This is a genomic window from Parafannyhessea umbonata, assembly GCF_012844235.1.
Taxonomy (GTDB): Bacteria; Actinomycetota; Coriobacteriia; order Coriobacteriales; family Atopobiaceae; genus Parafannyhessea.
The window spans coordinates 1-14,100 of record NZ_JABAGR010000005.1; the positions used below are offsets into that span (position 1 = coordinate 1).

Here is a 14,100-nt window from a genome sequence, read left to right on the forward strand (position 1 = left end):
GGGTCGTTAGCTCAGTTGGTAGAGCAGGGGACTCTTAATCCCAAGGTCGAGGGTTCGACCCCCTCACGACCCACCATTGACCTCTTCTCTGGCACACGCCAGCACACATAGATGGGTCGTTAGCTCAGTTGGTAGAGCAGGGGACTCTTAATCCCAAGGTCGAGGGTTCGACCCCCTCACGACCCACCATCGCAAACGCAAGCCCGGCGCATCCGCGTCGGGCTTTTTTGTGCTCGGGACGCGCGCTATGCCGGGCTCGAGCCCAGCGCAAGCGCCTCCGCCGCGCCTCGGCTCGCGGCGTCCGGGTCCAGCCAGCGCCCGGGGCCGGCCAGGCGAAGCCCTCCCATACCGCCGGTCTCGAACTCGTACACGCGGGGCTGGCCCGTCGGGACGTTCACCTTGCGAATCTCGTCCGCGGACACGCCCTCTATAACCTTTATGAGCGAGCGCACAACGGAGCCGTGCGTCACCACGAGCACCGTCTGCCCCAGCAGCAGGGGCGGCGTCACGTAGGCGCCCCAGAACGGCTCCAGCCGCGCGATCACGTCCTTAAGGCACTCGCTGCGAATCTGCCGCGGGTCCGTAGCGTCAAGCCCGTCCTGCGAAAGCGTGCCGTAGCGCGGGTCGTCTGCCTGGAAGTACGGGGAGGCGGGGTCGATCTTGGGCGGCCTCACGTCGAAGCTGCGCCGGTACGCGTTAAACAGCTCCTCGCCGTACGCCTTGCGCATGTCGGGACGCGTCTGCCCCTGGAACGCGCCGTAGTGGCGCTCGTTCAGGCGCCAGCTGCGGATGACGGGCACCCACAGGCGGCCCACCTCGTGCAGCGCGATGTCCGCGCTCACGATGGAGCGCTCCAGAAGCGACGTGAACACCGCGTCCGGCTGGATGCCGGCCTCGCGCATGAGCCTGCCCGCCTCCGCCGCCTGGGCGCGCCCGCGCTCCGTCAGCGGAACGTCCACCCAACCCGCGAAGCGGTTCACCCGCTTGTCCGTCCACGCGCTCTCGCCGTGGCGCATGATCACCAGCGTCGCCGTCGCCATGGCAGCCTCCTCGCATCGATCGCCCTGCCTGCGCTACCCTAGGGCGAGGGTAAGGCGGGCGCGGCGCCGCACGGGCGCGGCGCCCCAGATTTCACCCAACGCGCACGACGGGCGCGACGGGCACGAAGGGCGCGGTGCAACGGGCCGAGCCGGGAAGGGGGCACCGCATGGACGGCGATGGGACGCGCGGGCGCAAGCGCGAGCTGCGCCGCCACTACAAGGAGGTCAGGAGCGCCCTCGGCGAGGACGGCCGGGCGAGAAGGGACGCCGCCATAGCGGGGCGCGTCACGCGGCTTCCGGAGTATCTGGCCGCAGACACCGTCCTCACGTACCTGTCCGTGGGCGACGAGGTCGACACCCGCGCGCTCGTGCGCGACGCCTGGGCGCGGGGCAAGTCCGTCGCGCTTCCGTGGTGCGTCCCCGGCACGCGTCGCATGCGCTGGTTTCGCGTGTCCTCGCTCGACGGTCTCGTGAGGAGCCCGTTTGGCGTGGAGGAGCCCGTGCCCGACCCCACGCTCGAGGCGGACCCAAAGGCGTCGCGCCGCGCGCTTGCGATCGTGCCGGGGCTCTCGTTCGACGAGCGCGGCTATCGCATGGGCTACGGCGGCGGCTTCTACGACGTCTTCCTCGCGGACTTTGCGGGCGTCTCCGTCGGCCTCTGCCGCGAGCCGCAGATGAGCGCGGTGGGCGCCCTCGCGCTCGACGGGCACGACGTCCCGGTCGATGTCGTGGTGACGGAGGGGCGCGTCATTCGACCGTCCCGCTAGGGAACCGGCGAAGGGTGCGGCTCTTCTCGGCCGCCCGAATTGCGACTATTCGATATCCGCCGCTCGATCCTCGGCAAAAATGTCCCCTGGAACGCGCACAATGGGGTAACGGTCAGTTCGTCCCGTGAGACCCGGTAACCGTTGGAGCTCGACCGCTCCAAGAAGCGAAAGGAAGCGCCGAGGATGGCAAAGTCAGACATTGAGATCGCGCAGGAGGCAACGATGCTCCCGATCACCGAGGTGGCCAAAAAGGCCGGCCTCGGTCCGGAGCAGCTCGAGCTCTACGGAAACTACAAGGCGAAGGTGGACATCCACGCCTTCAGGGACAAGCCCATGAAGGGCAAGCTCATCCTCGTGACGGCCATCAACCCCACGCCTGCGGGCGAGGGCAAGACCACTACGTCCGTCGGCCTGCAGGACGCCCTGTGCAGGCTCGGCAAGAACTCTATGCTGTGCCTGCGCGAGCCCTCCCTCGGCCCGGTCTTCGGCATCAAGGGCGGCGCCGCCGGCGGCGGCTACGCGCAGGTCGTCCCCATGGAGGACATCAACCTGCACTTTACGGGCGACTTCCACGCCATCGGCGCCGCGAACAACCTGTGCGCCGCCATGCTGGACAACCACATCAAGCAGGGCAACTCCCTCGGCATCGACCCGCGCCGCATCGTGTGGAAGCGCTGCGTCGACATGAACGACCGCCAGCTTCGAAACGTCGTGGACGGCCTAGGCGGCGTCGCGAACGGCATGCCGCGCGAGGACGGCTTCGACATCACCGTCGCGTCCGAGGTCATGGCCGTGTTCTGCCTCGCGACGGACCTCATGGACCTGAAGGCGCGCCTCGGCCGCATGGTCATCGCGTACACGTACGACCGCAAGCCGGTCACGGTCCACGACATCCACGCGGAGGGCGCCATGACGGCGCTCCTGAAGGACGCCATCAAGCCCAACCTCGTCCAGACGCTCGAGAACAACCCCGCGTTCGTGCACGGCGGCCCGTTCGCGAACATCGCGCACGGCTGCAACTCCGTCGAGGCCACGACGACGGCGCTTAAGCTCGCGGACTACGTCGTCACGGAGGCCGGCTTCGGCGCGGACCTTGGTGCCGAGAAGTTCCTGGACATAAAGAGCCGCTACGCGAACCTCCATCCCGACGCCGTCGTGCTCGTGGCGACGGTGCGCGCCCTCAAGTACAATGGCGGCGTGCCGAAGGCGGAGCTCACGGAGGAGAACCTCGACGCCGTGCGCGCCGGCCTTCCCAACCTGCTGCGCCACGTCTCGAACATCAGGGACGTCTGGGGCCTGCCCGTCGTCGTCGCCGTCAACGCGTTCCCCACGGACACCAAGGCAGAGCTCGACCTCGTGGCCAAGGAGTGCGGCAAGCTCGGCGTGAACGTGGCGCTGTCCGAGGTCTGGGCAAAGGGCGGCGAGGGCGGCGAGGCCCTCGCGAACGAGGTCATCCGCCTGTGCGACCAGCCGAACGACTTCCGCTTCGCCTATGACGTCAACGACAGCATAAAGAACAAGGTCGAGGCCATCGCGACGAAGGTCTACCACGCGGACGGCGTGGACTTCACGCCGAAGGCGGCGCGCCAGATGGCCCAGCTCGAGGAGCAGGGCTTTGGCGACCTGCCCATCTGCGTCGCGAAGACCCAGTACTCCTTCACGGACGACCCCAAGCGGCTCGGCGCGCCCGAGGGCTTCCGCATCACGGTGCGCAACCTGAAGGTCTCCGCGGGCGCGGGCTTCATCGTCGCGCTCACGGGCGACATCATGACCATGCCGGGCCTCCCGAAGGTGCCGGCCGCCGAGAAGATCGACGTCACGCCCGACGGAAAGATCGTCGGCCTGTTCTAGCCGCGTCCTTCTCGTCCGTACAACCAATCTGACCTGCGGGGTGCCCGATGGGGCACCCCCTCATGGGAGTGTGCATATCGTGCAAGAGAGGCCCGAAGAGAGGCTCGCAGACAAGAGCTGCGCCCGCTTTGCGGAGGAGCTCGCCGGAAGGAGCCCCGTTCCCGGGGGCGGCGGCGCCGCGGCGTACGCGGGCGCGCTGGCCGCCGCGCTGTGCTCAATGGCCGGCGCGTTCACGCTGGGCAAACGCCGCTACGCCCCCGTCGAGGCGGACGTGCGGCGCATGGTGGAGCAGGCGGGGGAGGTGCGCCGGCGCCTGGTAGAGCTCGTGGACGAGGACGCCCGCGGCTTCCTGCCGCTTTCGCGCGCGTACGCGCTGCCTAAGAGCGACCCCGCGCGCCCGCAGGCCATACAGGACGCGACGCGGCTCGCGTGCGAGGCGCCGCTCGCGGTGATGGGACAGGTGTGCCGCGCCATCGAGCTTCTGGAGGAGATGGGCGAGAAGGGCTCGGCCCTGCTCGTGGCAGACGTCGGGACGGGCGCGCACCTTGCCCGCGCCGCGCTGGAGGCCGCGAGCCTGAACGTGTTCGTGAACGCGGTGGCGCTGGAGGACCGCGCGTGCGCGAAGGAGCTGGAGGCCCGCTGCGACGGCATGCTCGCGGCGTACGTGCCCCGGGCTCAGGCGCTTGCGCGCTCCGTGACGGACCGTGTGAGGGGAAGGGGATAGTCTTGGCGGAGTTGTTGAAGGGGGCGCCCGTCGCCCGCGCCCTCACGGAGGAGCTTGGGGCGCGCGTGGCGGCACTTCTCGCCCGCGGCGTCACGCCAGGGCTCGCGATGCTGCGCGTGGGGGAGCGCCCGGACGACCTCTCGTACGAGCGCGCCGCGCTGAGGCGCTGCGAGAAGGTGGGAATCGCCGCCCGGCGCGTCACGCTGCCGGCGGACTGCACACAGGCGGAGCTGGAGCGCGCCATACGCGACGTCAACGCGGACCCGTCCGTGCACGGGTGCCTCATGTTCCGCCCGCTGCCGGCCGCGCTGGACGAGCGCGCGGCGTGCGCGGCGCTCGACGTGGCCAAGGACGTGGACGGCGTCACCGCGGGGTCGCTCGCGGGCGTGTTCGCGGGGGAGCCCGTCGGGTTTCCGCCGTGCACCGCGGAGGCCGTGCTGCAGCTGCTGCGCCACCACGGCGTGACGCTCGACGGCGCGGACGTCGTGGTGGTGGGGCGCTCGCTCGTGATCGGGCGGCCGGTGTCCATGCTGCTACAGGCGGCAAACGCCACCGTGACCATGTGCCACACGCACACGCGCGACCTTGCGGCGAAGTGCGCCGCCGCGGACGTCGTGGTGGTGGCCGCCGGCCGCGCGGGCACGTTTGGCGCACGCTGCGCGCGCCCAGGCCAGGTCGTGGTGGACGTGGGCATCAACTGGGACGAGGGCGCGCAGCGCCTTGTGGGCGACGTGGACTTCGACGCGGTCGAGCCCATCGTGGGCGCGATCACGCCCGTGCCCGGCGGCGTGGGGTCGGTCACGACGGCCTGCCTCGCGAAGCACGTGGTGGAGGCCGCGGAAAGGACGGTTGGATAGATGGTGCCAGAGACGACATCGTTTCGCGCGGCGCGGCCCACGGGCGAGAAGGACCGCTACGGCCGCCCGCTGAACGACCAGGGGTTCGCGCCCATAGACAAGCCGCGGGCGGAGGCCGCCGTGCGCGAGTTCCTGCTCGCGATCGGCGAGGACCCGGACCGCGAGGGCCTCAGGGGCACGCCGGAGCGCGTGGCACGCGCCGCGGAGGAGCTCTTTGGCGGAATGCAGGAGGACCCCGCCGCCCACCTGCGCCGGCAGTTCCAGGAGGAGCAGAACCAAGAGATGGTCGTCGTGCGCGACATCCCGTTCTCTTCCATGTGCGAGCACCACATCCTGCCGTTCGAGGGGACGGCCAGCGTGTGCTACATCCCGCGCAAGGGGCGGATCACGGGGCTTTCCAAGATCGCGCGCTGCGTCGTGGGCTACGGGCACCGCCTGCAGGTGCAGGAGCGCCTGACCGCGCAGGTGGCGGACGCGCTCATGCGCGAGCTCGACCCGCTGGGCGTCATGGTGGTCATGCAGGCGGAGCACACGTGCATGACCATGCGCGGCGTGCGCGCCGCAGGATCGTCCACCGTCACGAGCGCCGTGCGCGGCGTGTTCAAGGCAGACAGCAAGACGCGCGAGGAGGCGCTCAGGCTGCTGAGGGGCTAGCCCCGCGGCCTGCGCGCGCCCGCGCAAGAAGGAGCGCATTCCATAATGTACCAGGTTCCCTTCCAGATACCTTCCCTTGGCTACGCGGACGCGATGGCGCGCCTCGCCGCCACGAAGCGCTTTGGCATCCAGCCCATGCTCGAGAGCGTGGAGGACATGCTCGCAGAGCTTGGCAACCCCGACGAGCGCTTCCAGAGCGTGCAGATAGCGGGCACGAACGGCAAGACCTCGACTGCGCGCTTCACGGCGGCGATCCTTGGGGGAGAGGGGCTTCGCGTGGCGCTGTACACCTCCCCGGAGCTCGTGAGCATGACGGAGCGCATGGAGGTGGCGGGCCATCCCGTGAGCGAGGAGCGCTTCGCGCGCGGCGTCGCGGCCGCCGTGGCCGCCGGCGAGCGCGTGAACGCGCGCCGCGAGGCCGCCGGCGAGCGCCCGTACGACATCACGGAGTTCGACGTGCTGACCGTTGCGGCCATGGTGGTCTTCGCCGAGGCCGGCGTGGACGCGTGCGTGCTGGAGTGCGGCATGGGCGGCCGCTGGGACGCCACGAGCGCCGCGCACAACATCCGCTCCGTCGCCGTCACGGGCATCGGCCTGGACCACATGCGCATCCTGGGCGACACGCTCGAGAAGATCGCGGGCGAGAAGGCCGCCATCATCAAGCGGGGCCGCAGCTGCGTATTGGGCGTGGGCACGGCGACGCCGGACAGCGTGGAGGACGTGTTTCTCGCCCGCTGCGCGGAGCAGGGCGTCACGCCGACGCTGCTGAGGCCGACCGACCCTGCGGACGCCGCGGGCGAGATGCATCCCGGCGTGCCACGCGCGCACGAGGGGCTGCCTCACGCGACGTATTGCATAACGCGGCGCCCGGACCGCATAGGCGCGCCGCTTGTGGTGGACGTGAGGACGCCGGGCGCGGACGGCCGCGCGTACCGCGAGCTGTCCGTGCTGAAGCCCGCGTACCAGGCGGCGAACCTCGCGTGCGCCGTCACGCTGGCACAGCAGTTCCTCGGGCGGCCGCTGGACGCCGAAGCGCTGTTCCAGTCCCTCGTCACGTGCCCGACGCCCGGTCGCTTCGACCTGGTGGTGCCAGACCCGCCCGTGCTCATCGACGCATGCCACAACCCCCAGAGCGTCCAGACGTTCTTGACGGCCGTCCGCGGCGTGGACCCCAACGTGGCCACGCGCCCGGCGCTTCTGTGCGCCGTGCTCGCGGACAAGGACGTGAGGGGCATCGTGGGCCTGCTCGCGCCGGAGTTCCCGCGCGTGTACGTGACGCAGACGTCGTCCGACCGGGCGCTTCCGGCCCGGGACCTTGCCCGCGTCTTCGAGGAGTGCGGCAGGCGGCCGGACGCGGTCTTCTCGTCCGTGCGCGAGGCGACGGACGCGCTCTCGGGCACGCCGTACGTCGCGTGTGGGTCGATCACGACGGCCGGTGAGGTCGCGGCGCTGCTCAGGCCGGGCGTGCAGAACGCGGCGGGCCCCGTGCGGCCGCACGCCGCGCCGGACCACCATCCAAGGGTGCAGATTTTCGACGACGCCGCGGACGACGGGAGGGACTAGCGTGTACCAGCTGAAGACGGAGGCGAGCTTCGACGGCGCCCACTTTCTGACGGACTACCACGGCAAATGCGAGAACCTCCATGGCCATCGCTGGCGCGTGGTGGTCTACATCAGGCAGGCCTCGCTTGGCACGGACGGGACCGGGCGCGACATGGTGCTGGACTTTGGCGAGTTCAAGCGCATCGTGCGCGAGGAGGTTGCGCGCTTCGACCACATGTTCCTGGTGGAGGAGGGCTCGCTGGCGCCGGAGACCGTTGCGTGCCTGCAGCGTGAGGGCTTCACCCTCAAGATGCTGCCGTTTCGCACCACGGCGGAGAACCTCGCGCGCAACTTCGCGGAGGTCCTCGTTGGCCGCGGGCTGCCCGTGAGCCAGGTGGACTGCTACGAGACGCCGCTGAACTGCGCCACGTACCTGGTGGACGAGTAGCCGCGGGTCCGGCCGGTGAAAAGCGGTCGCGGGTCCAGACGGTCCGCTCGCGCGGGCCGCGGCCGCGGCCACGCGCGTTTCCGATGGCACAAGCCCACCACTTTCTGACAGATCAAGCTTCTGTCAGAAAGTGGTGGGCTTTTCGGGCTCCAGGGGCCCTTTCCGCATCACTATCTGACAGGTCGCGCTTCTGTCAGATAGTGGTGAGCCTTCTGTCCCCACTAACTGACAGGTCGCGCTTCTGTCAGTTAGTGGCTGGATTTCGAGGCAATCGAGGCCCAATCGAGGCCGTATGTCCCTCACTACCTGACAGATCGAACATCTGTCAGGTAGTGAGGTCCGCAGGATTCCAACTAACTGACAGGTCGCGCTCCTGTCAGATAGTTGGCGGACCCTGGCGCTATCGGCCGCGCGCTAACCGCGCCTGCCGCCGCGGTCGCCGGGATGGCGGCTCAGCTTCTTCGTGGCAGAGCGCTTCGGCTTGCCGCCGGGGCCATAGGGCATCGCCTCGTCGCGCGGGGCGTTCCGGCGCCTCGGCTTCCGGGGCGTGCGCGCGGCCTTCGCGGCCTTCGGCGCCGTGCCCTTCACCTTCGTGGCCTTCGCCTTCGCGGCCTTCGGCGCCGTGCCCTTCACCTTCGCGGCCTTCGGCTGTGCGGCGGCGTCGCCCTTCGCGTGCCTAGCGCCCTTGGACCTGGTGCCCTTCGGCCTCGCGGCCTTGACCTGCGCGCCGAGCGACTCGGCCGCCTGCTCGCAGGCAGCGCGTCGTGCCTCGCGGCGGGCGGCGCGCTCCTCGGCCATCTTCTTGCGGGCCTTCTTGCCGGGGAGCTTCTCGCGCGGGTCGTGCGCGGGGTCAAGCCGCAGCGGCTCTGCCCCCAGGTCGATGCCCACGGCGCGGGGGTAGTCGGGCACGACCTTGCCCATGAGCGCCTCGGCGTCGCGAAGCTCCAGGTAGTCGTCCTCCGTCACGAAGGTCAGCGCCCAGCCGGACTCGCCGGCGCGGCCAGTGCGCCCAATGCGGTGGATGTAGTCCTCCGCGTCTCCGGGCACGTCGAAGTTCACCACGTAGCGTACGTCGGGGATGTCGATGCCGCGCGCAAGGACGTCCGTCGCCACCAGCACGTCCACCGCGCCCTCGCGGAAGCTCCGCAGCGCGTTCTCGCGCTGGCGCTGCGTGCGGTTGCCGTGGATGGGCGCGCACAAGAAGCCTGCCTTGCGCAGCTTGCGGCAGATTGCGTCCGCGCGGTGCTTGCCGCGCGTGAACACGATCACGCGCTCGGCGCCCTCGCGGCGCAGCACTTCCGCGAGCACGGCGTGCTTCGCCTCCGGCGAGACCCCCAGCGCAAACTGCTCAATCGTCTGGGCCGGCGTGCCCTTGCGCGCGATCTTCACGTGGGCGGGGTCGCGCACGAGCGAGCGCGTGCTCGCGATGGCGTCGTCGTCCAGCGTTGCCGAGAAGAGCAGGGTCTGCCGCTCGGACGGCGTGCGGGCCACGATTTTCTTCACGGCCGGCAAGAAGCCCATGTCCAGCATGCGGTCCGCCTCGTCCAGGACGAGCACGCCCACGTGGTCGAGGCTCGCGTGGCCGGAGTCCAGAAGGTCCTGCAGGCGGCCCGGCGTCGCCACCAGCACGTCGCAGCCGCGCTCGAGCGCCTGGTACTGAGGCTCGTACGCGACGCCGCCCACCAGCGTCACGGTGCGGTGCCCCGTGTGCGCGCAGATGGTGCGCGCGACGCCGTCAATCTGCTGGGCAAGCTCGCGCGTGGGCGTGATGATCAGCATAAGCGGCCCCTCGCCGGCGCCTACGTGGCCCAAGCGGCTGAGCGTGGGCAGCAGGAACGCCTCCGTCTTGCCGGTGCCGGTCTGCGCCGCGGCCAGCACGTCCCTGCCCGCGAGCACGAGGGGGATGGCCTGCGCCTGCACGGGCGTCGGATGCACGTGGCTCATCTCGGCGACGGCGTCAAGCACTTCCTGGCTCAGGCCCAGCCGGTCAAATGTCGGAGTCTTCTCGCCCGCGGGCGCCTCCTGCGCCTCGCGAACGGTGGCCGCGTCCGTGCGGTCCTTCTTGTGGTGATGGCGGTCTGCCAATATGCACTTCCAATCAAATCTGTAAATGATGCGTTGGCATCGTATCCGCAAACGGCACCCACGAGTCCGTCGGCGGCGCATCTACCAAATAAACCCACGTCGTGCCGCCCGTCAGGCGATACCATTGAGCAACGTGCCAGTGGCGTCGCAACAAGGGAGGAGCCTGCATGGACGGCGAGAAGGACGAGGGCTGCCGGGCGGATGACGCCCGCGGGCGCGAGACGGGTGCCGGCGCCGCGATCGAGGCGGCGGCGGGCGCGGACGGCCGCGAGACGGCGGGATCGCCCGACGGGCTCGAGCGCATCCGCGAGCTTCTGCGCGACGACGCGCGCCTGGTGGAGCGCGTCGTGGGCGAGACGCGCGTGTGGGACGGCAGGATCTTTCGCGTGCGGACGCTTGACGTGGCGCTTCCCGACGGCACGAAGGGGTACCGCGAGGTCGTGTGGCACAACGGGGGCGCAGGCGTGTGCGCCGTGCGCGACGGCAGGATGTGCCTGGTGCGGCAGTACCGCGTGGCCATGGGCCGCATGAGCCTGGAGATTCCCGCGGGCAAGCTGGACGCGGGGGAGGACCCCGCGCACTGCGCCGCGCGCGAGCTCGCGGAGGAGACGGGGCTCGTGGCGCAACGGCTCGAGTTCGTCGCGCGGGCGGCGGGGTCGATCGGCTTCACGAACGAGGCGACGAGCGTCTTTCTGGCGCATGGGCTCTGTGCCGGGACGGCGCGGCCGGACCGCGGCGAGTTCGTGGACGTGGCATGGCTTCCCGTGAGGGACGTGCTCGCGGCGGCGCGCGCCGGCCTCATCCAGGACGGGAAGACGATTATCGGGGCGCTCGCTGCCGTGGAGCGCGGGCTCGCATAGCGCGTCGCGCATGGCTCGCGTCGCGCATGGCTCGCGTCGCGGCGCCCTGCGTGCAGAGGGCAACAAAAAAGCAGGTCGGACGCCCAATTGCGCCGACCTGCCGTCGCGTTCTGGTGCTCCCTAGGCGATTCGAACGCCTGACCTGCGGTTTAGAAGACCGATGCTCTATCCAGCTGAGCTAAGGGAGCGCGTAGTCGATAGTAGCACGAAGTGGGCGCGCGCGGCCGGCTCAATCGCCGCGGATGCGAGCGCGCATGGCCGGGCGCGTGCCGCAACATGTGGGTCGCACCCGCCGAGTTGACCACTAGTCCGTGTACATGCCCTTCTCCGATTCATCGCGGCTGTTTGCGAGATGTTGGCGAAAACGCGACGATTCTGGCCTATTGTTGAATGCGATGTAGGGTTTTAGCTTTTTTCACGATGTCGGGGCAGGTCGTTTGAGTCATAATGTAGCCAAATTGTGTGCTGGAAGGAGCCTACGTTGATTTACACCGTAACTTTGAACCCGGCTATTGACTATGTCATGCATCCGCTGACGCTTGACATGGGCTTCACGAACAGGTCCTCGAGCGAGGAGCTGTACTGTGGCGGAAATGGCATCAATGTTTCAACTCTGCTCAACGAGCTTAAGGTAATCAACGTCGCCTTCGGCATCGTGGCCGGGTTCACCGGCGACTACCTGGTCAAGACGCTCCAGAAGAACGGCATCTCGTCCAACTTCGTGCGTCTGGACAAGGGCTTCACCCGCATCAACGTAAAGCTGAACGGCATCGTCATGACGATGGTGAACGGCATGGGCCCCAAGATCTCCGAGAAGAAGGTCGACGAGCTGCTCGAGCGCATCGACTACATCGGCGAGGGCGACACGCTGGTCCTGACCGGCTCCATCCCGAAGTCGCTGCCCGAGGACATGTACAGCATCATCATGAAGAGGCTGAAGGGCCGCGGCATCCGTTTCGTCGTCGACGCACCCGGCCAGCTGCTGCTCGAGTCCCTGGAGGACGAGCCGTTCCTCATCAAGCCCAACAACCACGAGGTCGGGCGCATCTTCGACGCGCGTCCCGAGACCCCGGAGGAGTGCATACCCTTCGCGAAGGAGCTGCACGAGCGCGGCGCCCGCAACGTCATCGTGTCCTGTGGCGGCCACGGCTCGCTCCTGTACGACGAGAAGGGCGAGGTCCACACCGTCCCGACCGCGAAGATCCGCCTGGTCAACGCGACCGGCGCGGGCGACTCCATGGTCGCCGGCTTCGTGGCCAAGGTGCAGGAGGGCGCAGACTACGAGACCGCGCTCCGCTTCGCTTCCGCCTGCGGCACCGCGACCGCGGCGAGCAAGGGCATCGCGAAGCGCGCGACGATCGACCGCGTCTACCAGAACCTGAACGAGATCATCGCGAAGCAGGGGAAGTAGCGCGAGAAGAGCCATGTTATCTGGCGGGGGCAAAGGGGGAGCTCCCGCCAGACGTATAGGTGCATGGGATACTTGGCAATGCAAATGGGAGGTTTAGATGTTCGAAGGCGTAAATGCTTCTGACGGCTACGGCATTGGTGTCGCACAGGTTGCGGTCGCACCCGACCTGTCCTTCACCCCGACGAAGCCCGAGGATCCGGAGGCCGAGAAGGCCCGCTACAACGAGGCTCTCGCGAAGTTCATCGACCAGACGAACAAGCAGATCGAGCGCATGAAGCAGTCCGTCGGCGAGGAGGCTGCCGCCATCATGGGCGCGCACATCGAGTTCGCCGAGGACGAGGGAATCAAGGACATGGTGAACGGGTCCATCGATTCCGGCATGTGCGCCGAGCAGGCCGTGAGCGAGGCCTACGACATGTACTTCAACATGTTCTCCAACATGGAGGACGAGCTGTTCCGCGAGCGCGCGGCCGACGTCGCCGACGTCAAGACCGGGCTTCTGGCCGACCTCCTCGGCAAGCAGGTCGTCGACCTGTCGTCCCTCCCGGAGAACTCCATCGTCGTCGTCAAGGAGCTCACCCCCTCGATGACCGCCGACATCGACAAGGAGAACGTCGCCGGCATCGTCACCGAGACCGGTGGCCGCACCTCCCACTCCGCCATCATTGCCCGTGCGCTCGAGATCCCCGCAGTCCTTTCCGTCGCGGACGCCACGAAGAACATCAAGTCCGGCGAGATGGTCATCGTCGACGGCACCCTCGGCAAGGTCATCAACAACCCCGAGGACGACGTTCTGGACAACTATCGCGCCAAGGCGAAGTCCTACGCCGAGGAGAAGGCCGCGCTCGAGGCCTATCGCGGCAAGGAGACGGTGACCGGCGACGGCGAGAAGGTCCTTCTCGTCGCGAACATCGGCAACCCGGACGACGCGAACGTGGCGGCGGAGCACGACGCGGAGGGCGTTGGCCTGTTCCGCTCCGAGTTCCTGTTCATGGACGCGAAGGAGCTCCCGACCGAGGATGAGCAGTTTGCCGCGTACCAGAAGGTCGCCCTGCGCATGAAGGACGAGCCGGTCATCATCCGTACGCTCGACGTGGGTGGCGACAAGGAGATTCCGTATCTCAACCTGAAGAAGGAAGATAACCCCTTCATGGGCTTCCGCGCCGTCCGCTACTGCCTGAACAATCCCGAGCAGTACAAGGTGCAGCTCACCGCGCTGCTTCGCGCATCCGCGTTTGGTGACGTGAAGATCATGCTGCCGCTCGTCACCACCCTGGACGAGGTGCGCCAGGCGAAGGCCCTCGTCGAGGAGTGCAAGAAGGAGCTGGACGAGCGCGGCGTCGCGTACAACAAGGACATCGAGGTCGGCACCATGATCGAGACGCCGGCCGCGTCGCTCATCGCCGACGACCTCGCGGAGGAGTGCGACTTCTTCTCCATCGGCACGAACGACCTCATCGGCTACACCATGTGCGCCGACCGCGGCAACGACCGCGTCTCTTACCTGTACACCGTGTACCAGCCGGCCGTCCTGCGCTCGCTGAAGAGGATCATCGAGTCTGGCCGCGAGAAGGGCATCATGGTTGGCATGTGCGGCGAGGCCGCGGCTGACCCGCTGCTCATCCCGGTGCTGCTGTCCTTCGGCCTGAACGAGTTCTCCGTGTCCGCCCCGTCGATCCTGCGCACCCGCAAGATCATCTCCGAGTGGACGAAGGAGGAGGCAGACGCCCTGACCGAGAAGGTCATGAAGCTGAAGACCGCCACCGAGGTCAAGGTCATGCTCCAGGCTGCCCAGAAGTAGGCAGAGCGAGGCTGCAACCTCTAACGCAAACAAGGGGGGACGTCCGGAAGGGCGTCCCCC

12 protein-coding genes and 3 tRNA genes are annotated in these 14,100 nt (G+C 68.5%); 12 read left to right on the forward strand and 3 right to left on the reverse strand.

The window, feature by feature from the left end; all coding sequences use genetic code 11:
- Both HF885_RS05735 and HF885_RS05740 read left to right on the forward strand, forming a co-directional pair.
- Nucleotides 1–76: transfer RNA gene (locus HF885_RS05735), tRNA-Lys, on the forward strand.
- Nucleotides 77–113: 37 nt separating this feature from the next.
- Nucleotides 114–189 (forward strand) — tRNA-Lys (locus HF885_RS05740).
- 56 nt (nt 190–245) lie between these two features.
- Here HF885_RS05740 and HF885_RS05745 read toward each other — a convergent pair.
- Nucleotides 246–1,040, reverse strand: coding sequence for a 2,3-bisphosphoglycerate-dependent phosphoglycerate mutase (locus HF885_RS05745; RefSeq protein ID WP_170103960.1), 795 nt, complete (start codon nt 1,038–1,040; stop codon nt 246–248).
- Between the two features lie 167 nt (nt 1,041–1,207).
- Here HF885_RS05745 and HF885_RS05750 point away from each other — a divergent pair, with 167 nt between their 5' ends.
- The 7 genes from HF885_RS05750 (at nt 1,208) to HF885_RS05780 (ending at nt 7,883) form a co-directional block, all read left to right on the forward strand.
- Nucleotides 1,208–1,807, forward strand: a complete 600-nt coding sequence (locus HF885_RS05750) for a 5-formyltetrahydrofolate cyclo-ligase (RefSeq protein WP_170103961.1) — start codon at nt 1,208–1,210, stop codon at nt 1,805–1,807.
- Between the two features lie 183 nt (nt 1,808–1,990).
- Nucleotides 1,991–3,658 carry a formate--tetrahydrofolate ligase gene (locus tag HF885_RS05755; RefSeq protein WP_170103962.1) on the forward strand — a complete coding sequence of 556 codons (1,668 nt, stop codon included), beginning with the start codon at nt 1,991–1,993 and terminating at the stop codon, nt 3,656–3,658.
- Between the two features lie 79 nt (nt 3,659–3,737).
- On the forward strand, nt 3,738–4,382 hold the full coding sequence (locus tag HF885_RS05760; RefSeq protein WP_328804339.1) for a cyclodeaminase/cyclohydrolase family protein: 645 nt from the start codon (nt 3,738–3,740) through the stop codon (nt 4,380–4,382).
- A 2-nt stretch (nt 4,383–4,384) separates the two neighbouring features.
- Nucleotides 4,385–5,239 carry a bifunctional 5,10-methylenetetrahydrofolate dehydrogenase/5,10-methenyltetrahydrofolate cyclohydrolase gene (locus tag HF885_RS05765; RefSeq protein WP_170103963.1) on the forward strand — a complete coding sequence of 285 codons (855 nt, stop codon included), beginning with the start codon at nt 4,385–4,387 and terminating at the stop codon, nt 5,237–5,239.
- A complete protein-coding gene (gene folE / locus HF885_RS05770; RefSeq protein ID WP_170103964.1) occupies nt 5,240–5,893 on the forward strand; it encodes a GTP cyclohydrolase I FolE in 654 nt (217 codons plus the stop codon).
- Between the two features lie 45 nt (nt 5,894–5,938).
- A complete protein-coding gene (locus HF885_RS05775) occupies nt 5,939–7,456 on the forward strand; it encodes a bifunctional folylpolyglutamate synthase/dihydrofolate synthase (protein WP_170103965.1) in 1,518 nt (505 codons plus the stop codon).
- 1 nt (nt 7,457) lies between these two features.
- Nucleotides 7,458–7,883: a 6-pyruvoyl trahydropterin synthase family protein gene (locus HF885_RS05780; RefSeq protein ID WP_170103966.1), complete on the forward strand. Its 426-nt coding sequence runs from the start codon at nt 7,458–7,460 to the stop codon at nt 7,881–7,883.
- A gap of 414 nt (nt 7,884–8,297) precedes the next feature.
- Here HF885_RS05780 and HF885_RS05785 read toward each other — a convergent pair whose 3' ends face one another.
- Complete coding sequence (locus HF885_RS05785; RefSeq protein WP_235927334.1) at nt 8,298–9,968, reverse strand: DEAD/DEAH box helicase; 1,671 nt, start codon at nt 9,966–9,968, stop codon at nt 8,298–8,300.
- A gap of 167 nt (nt 9,969–10,135) precedes the next feature.
- On the opposite strand from HF885_RS05785, the gene HF885_RS05790 reads away from it, so the two are divergent.
- On the forward strand, nt 10,136–10,828 hold the full coding sequence (locus HF885_RS05790) for an NUDIX domain-containing protein (protein WP_170103969.1): 693 nt from the start codon (nt 10,136–10,138) through the stop codon (nt 10,826–10,828).
- Between the two features lie 111 nt (nt 10,829–10,939).
- Here the strand turns inward: HF885_RS05790 and HF885_RS05795 are convergent.
- Nucleotides 10,940–11,016: transfer RNA gene (locus HF885_RS05795), tRNA-Arg, on the reverse strand.
- Between the two features lie 293 nt (nt 11,017–11,309).
- Here HF885_RS05795 and pfkB point away from each other — a divergent pair.
- Together pfkB and ptsP are read left to right on the forward strand one after the other, a co-directional pair.
- A complete protein-coding gene (pfkB, locus tag HF885_RS05800; RefSeq protein WP_090862241.1) occupies nt 11,310–12,239 on the forward strand; it encodes a 1-phosphofructokinase in 930 nt (309 codons plus the stop codon).
- A gap of 97 nt (nt 12,240–12,336) precedes the next feature.
- Nucleotides 12,337–14,040: a phosphoenolpyruvate--protein phosphotransferase gene (gene ptsP, locus HF885_RS05805; RefSeq protein WP_170103970.1), complete on the forward strand. Its 1,704-nt coding sequence runs from the start codon at nt 12,337–12,339 to the stop codon at nt 14,038–14,040.
- The last annotated feature ends 60 nt before the right edge of the window (nt 14,041–14,100 follow it).

Coding starts and splice junctions, on each gene's coding strand:
- HF885_RS05745 (WP_170103960.1), bottom strand. CDS start 1,040: ATGGCGACGGCGACGCTGGTGATCATGCGCCACGGCGAGAGCGCGTGG.
- HF885_RS05750 (WP_170103961.1), top strand. CDS start 1,208: ATGGACGGCGATGGGACGCGCGGGCGCAAGCGCGAGCTGCGCCGCCAC.
- HF885_RS05755 (WP_170103962.1), top strand. CDS start 1,991: ATGGCAAAGTCAGACATTGAGATCGCGCAGGAGGCAACGATGCTCCCG.
- folE (WP_170103964.1), top strand. CDS start 5,240: ATGGTGCCAGAGACGACATCGTTTCGCGCGGCGCGGCCCACGGGCGAG.
- HF885_RS05775 (WP_170103965.1), top strand. CDS start 5,939: ATGTACCAGGTTCCCTTCCAGATACCTTCCCTTGGCTACGCGGACGCG.
- HF885_RS05790 (WP_170103969.1), top strand. CDS start 10,136: ATGGACGGCGAGAAGGACGAGGGCTGCCGGGCGGATGACGCCCGCGGG.
- ptsP (WP_170103970.1), top strand. CDS start 12,337: ATGTTCGAAGGCGTAAATGCTTCTGACGGCTACGGCATTGGTGTCGCA.